At 69.6% G+C, this 4,256-nt stretch carries 4 protein-coding genes and 1 pseudogene; 3 read left to right on the forward strand and 2 right to left on the reverse strand.

Translation table 11 applies throughout. The features are described from left to right. Positions 1-123 precede the first annotated feature (123 nt). Together ABKA17_RS47790 and ABKA17_RS47795 are read left to right on the forward strand one after the other, a co-directional pair. A pseudogene (locus tag ABKA17_RS47790) lies at positions 124-246 on the forward strand (GNAT family N-acetyltransferase); the annotation flags it as partial. Between the two features lie 260 nt (positions 247-506). After that, the gene (locus tag ABKA17_RS47795; protein ID WP_353698774.1) at positions 507-857 is read left to right on the forward strand and encodes a hypothetical protein; all 351 of its coding nucleotides are present in this window, start codon (positions 507-509) and stop codon (positions 855-857) included. 359 nt (positions 858-1,216) lie between these two features. On the opposite strand, the gene ABKA17_RS47800 is transcribed toward ABKA17_RS47795, so the two are convergent. Continuing rightward, a complete protein-coding gene (locus ABKA17_RS47800; protein ID WP_353698775.1) occupies positions 1,217-1,897 on the reverse strand; it encodes a hypothetical protein in 681 nt (226 codons plus the stop codon). Between the two features lie 702 nt (positions 1,898-2,599). Then, complete coding sequence (locus ABKA17_RS47805) at positions 2,600-3,472, reverse strand: alpha/beta fold hydrolase (RefSeq protein WP_353698776.1); 873 nt, start codon at positions 3,470-3,472, stop codon at positions 2,600-2,602. A 124-nt stretch (positions 3,473-3,596) separates the two neighbouring features. On the opposite strand from ABKA17_RS47805, the gene ABKA17_RS47810 reads away from it, so the two are divergent. Further along, positions 3,597-4,016, forward strand: coding sequence for a MarR family transcriptional regulator (locus ABKA17_RS47810; RefSeq protein WP_353698777.1), 420 nt, complete (start codon positions 3,597-3,599; stop codon positions 4,014-4,016). Positions 4,017-4,256: the final 240 nt, after the last annotated feature.

Raw genomic sequence — 4,256 nt, forward strand, 5'->3', positions numbered from 1 at the left:
CAGGGCCACGGCATCGGCCTTGAACTCGTCCGAGTAGTCCTTCATCGCCATCGGCGGTCTTCTCGCTTCCTCCGGATCAAGCAGATCCAGTATCAGCGTGTCCACCACTCAGGGGGAGGCCCCTACGTCTCCCTGATCGCCGACGGCCCCGCCCGCTCCCTCTACGAGAAGTACGGCTTCGCAGATACCACCACGCACGACTCGATCGGCATGTACCGCACGATGGGCGCAAGCCCTGGGCGATGAGAGAGGACGGGGATCAGAAGCGGCGCTCACGGCGATGCAAGCCGGTCCTTCGGCGGGCCTGGCGGCCAGACGGGGTCCGCGCACCATACGGCGCGGGTGGCTTGCGCGGGCGTCGTGTCTGCACAGGCAAGGCCGGATGTGCGAGGCGGGTTTCCTTACTTTTGCGGCATTCGGGGGATTGCTGAGGGGCGGTGCAACCGGGCCCGCCCGCCCAGCGACTTCAACGGGCAGACAGACACGCCAAGCAAGGGAGATCCGCGGTGAACGCATACAGCGACACGCTCGTCCCGGCCCAGGACGTCTGGCCGATCTGCGACCCGTACGCCCCCGCCATGCCCGACCCCGAAGCCGGCCGGCCCGGCGTCCGCGAAGGCGGCGACTACCTGCTGCCGCCCCCCGACCCGACTCAGCGCCTGAACATCCTCCTCAGCCCCGTCGACCGGCGCCGACTGGACCTGTGTGCCGCACTCACCATCCGCGGCATCGCCCCGCTTCCCGGCGACCAGCACGCCGTGGAGGCCATCAGCTCCCTCGGTGACGCGGTGAGCGCCGCCGTCCTGCGCTGGGTGGCCCATCCCACCGCCTTTGCCCCCGCGCCCTCACCGGCATGAGATCCCCAAATTGTCGGGCTGTGAAGTGCCCCGGGGCGGCTGGTGGCTGGGTGAGGGTGCAGGATGCGCCCGACCGCCCGGCCGTTCAGCCGCTTGTCCGACGAGCACATGGCCCCGATCGGGCAGGTGCGCTCACTCGATTCGGTGCCTGGGTGAGGGCAGGCGTACCACCGGCGTACTCCGTCGCGTTGCAGCGGCATGGACACCACCTCCACTACGACGGGGCGTCTCCTGGACCGTGAGGAGTGCCCCCGGGCATACGCCGGCCTCGCTGGTCCGCATGGGATGCACCCGCCGATCTACGCCGCCCTGGCCGTCGAATGGCAGGCCCAGGGGCGGGCCCTGCCGGGCCGGCCGGATCAGCGGTGGGCGGCCCTCACCGCCCCGCCCGCGATCGGGCGGCAGGCGAACGTGAACTCCGGGACCGGCATGGAGCGGTGGGAACGTGTGGCCGTATCGCAGCCCGCAGGCTGAGCTCCACTGGTGGATACGGGCGGGTCATCCCGGCCGTCCGCGGGAGCCGGGCTGCCCAGCCGACGCGCTGCACGAGGGCTGCTGCGGCCCCGCGCCGCGGTCGGCCGTGAGCTGGAGTTGAGCAGGGCGTTCAGTGTGCCGGTCGCCTGGAGCAGGGCCAGTTCCACGGCGGCGGGAGCGTACAGGATGCCGCTGCCGTCCGGCGGAACCAGCCAGCGCAGAGACCCGGTGGCCCGCTGGGGCGCCGGCGCGGCGATCCAGGCTCCCTGGCCGGCGTAACGGAGCCCGGAGCCGACCCAGCGGCCGGCGGGGTCGGGAGGCAGGAAGAAGCCCACCCGGTGGGCGGCGAAGTCGGCCAGCGTGGGGCCGGGTTCCTGTAGCGGGGTACGCAGCAGGACGTCCAGGGCGAGCAGGCCGAGCTCCTCGGGCACGCTCAGCACGTCCCAGAACCGGCCGCAGGCCAGGACCGCGGTGCCTGCCTCGCCGCGCCACTGCCGCTTGCACTGTCTGGGGTCGGTTGCGGCGGCGGCGAGCCATTCCGCTCCCTGCCTGGCGTCGGTTCTCATGGCGCGCGCTCTCCTTCGCAAGGGGACGGCGTGCAGCCCGCCCTGGGTTGAGGGCAGGCCGCAAGAATGTACGAAATTCCGACGGTCTAGCCGGATTCGGCGTGCTCATGTTGGTAGATATTTCTGCGTGGCGGAAGGGGTGGCGCACCGTGGCGTTTCTGCGGCGCGACCCACCGGGATATCGGCGCGCCTCGGTTCCTGCCGAGGCAGAGTCCGCGACCCCCGCCATCACGCGATGGCTCTCCCGACTCCACACATGGCGAGCCCGGCAGGGCTGCAGCCCCTGGTACGACCGGCGGTACACGGCACAAGACCCCCTGGCACCACTCATCGAAACCGCACAGCGACTCGACTACGGGGCTGGCCAATTCACCGAACGGCACGAGCACGACGACAATTGACGACGAGGTGCGCGCATGGCTGCCTTCACGCGGAGGTCAACGCCCCCTTCGACTAGGTCGATCGCCTCGTGCTCGCCACCAGGCCGCTGCACACCGGCCGTTGCACCGACACCGTCCACCGCCCCATGACCGAGGCCGCCCCGCCATCGACCAGCCAACCACCACCAGCGACCGCCGTCACCACCCAGTCAAGATCGCCAACAGAGTCACGGCATTGCTTTTGGGCCGTGTATCGGAGTGCAATCAGCGGAGCTGAACGAGGGTTGATTTTGAGGGTGGGGTGCCCGGGGCGGGCTGAGACTCAGTCACCGGACGGTTCCAGGAAGCCGGCGAGGCTACGGTTCGCCTCGGGCGGGATGGCGTGCGGAAGCGCGTGATGGGACACATCCGGCAGCACGGTCGTTGCGACGCGTGGCAGCAGCGCCTCGGCACGGGCGGCCACCTTGGAGGGGGTATGGGTCCTGCTGCTTCCGGCGAGGAGCAACAGGACCGGCAGGTCCAGGCCGCGCAGGGCGTCCGGTGCCGGGCGCGGCCCGGTTACGGGTCGGAGAGAGGGGAAACCGGCGGCCGCCTCTTGGAGGGCGAGCCAGTCGGGATCGAGGGCGGAGCCTTTGGTCTCCCACTCCAGGAAGGCGCGGAGCCGGCGGGGTGTGTTCCGCAGCAGCATGGGCAGTGCGTGCAGCAGGTAGGCCGGGCTGAACCCGGCGAAGCACTGGGTCGGGTCCACAAGGGCCAGGCGGCGTATCCGGTCGGGCGCGCGCATGGCGTGATGCAGCGCGATCCAGGCGCCGTACGAGTGTCCGCCCAGGTCGGTCTCGGCCACTCCGAGGCCGTCGAGGAGCGCGTCCAGCCAGGCCGACAGGTCGGCGACCGTACGGGGGTGGCGGTCGCCGTCGGGAGTGCTGCGTCCGGGGGCGCCGATCAAGTCGACGGCGAACACCCGATGGGTGCGGGACAGTTCGGTGGCCTGCGCGTACCAGGACGCGGAGGTTGCGCCCCCTCCGCCGGGCAGGAGGACGAGCGAGGGTCTGTCGGCCGGGCCGCATACGTTGACGTGTGTCGTTCCGAAGGGTGTGGGTACGGTCGCCGTCTCGCGAGCGGTAGGCCACTTGGTCATGACCTTGTCGTAGGCCATGAGGAAGTTGTCGGCGTCGTACGTATCGCGAGCGTTCATGAACGGCGACTCCTCTATTATCTCGCTCAGCAAGATGCTTGTTGGGCGAGATGATACGTGGAGGTGGTCCGTGCTCGATCAGGAGGGTGAGGAACTCGTTGAACGAGCCGAGCCGGGGCCCGAGATGGAGATCGTCCACCTGCTGCGCGCGGTGGCCGTCGACCTGGGCAGGCACAGCACCCGGTTCGCACAGCGCAACGGCATGCACCCCACCGACGTGCGTGCGCTGATCGTCCTGATGGACGCCGCCCGCGCCGGCGAAAAGACCACAGCAGGGCACCTAGGCACCGCTCTCGGGCTCAACTCGGCAGGAACCACAGCACTGGTCGACCGCCTGGAACGGGCCGGGCATGTGCGGCGGGTGCGCGATGCGCGAGACCGCCGCAAGGTCACCATCGAAGTGGACGAGCGGGCGGTCGCCCTCGGCTGGTCCCACTTCGGACCGCTCATCGATCGGGCGGTGGACCTGCTGCGGGGATACGACGAGCGGGAACTGGCCGCGGTCAGGGGCTTTCTGACTGGGATGCGGAAGGCAGCGGTCTAGGATGTATCCCGAATATGCTGGTCACAGCCACTCGTTGATGGCCGCAACGAGAGCGGTTGCCTCGTAACGAACCGCGAGTTTGTCGTATCTCGTGGCCACGGCACGATGTCTTTTGAGGCGATTACTGACTTCTGCGTTTCGGGGTCTGGATTTATGTCGGGACCGGTGACACGGTCCGCCAGGGTTGCTACGCCGGAGGCATGCGGTATCCGGACGGCGGCGGGCTGACCGCCGAGCAGC

Origin of the sequence: Streptomyces sp. RG80 (assembly GCF_040446465.1) — a bacterium.
In the GTDB taxonomy this organism is placed as follows: Bacteria; Actinomycetota; Actinomycetes; order Streptomycetales; family Streptomycetaceae; genus Streptomyces.

Coding starts and splice junctions, on each gene's coding strand:
- ABKA17_RS47800 (WP_353698775.1), bottom strand. CDS start 1,897: ATGAGAACCGACGCCAGGCAGGGAGCGGAATGGCTCGCCGCCGCCGCA.
- ABKA17_RS47805 (WP_353698776.1), bottom strand. CDS start 3,472: ATGAACGCTCGCGATACGTACGACGCCGACAACTTCCTCATGGCCTAC.
- ABKA17_RS47810 (WP_353698777.1), top strand. CDS start 3,597: ATGGAGATCGTCCACCTGCTGCGCGCGGTGGCCGTCGACCTGGGCAGG.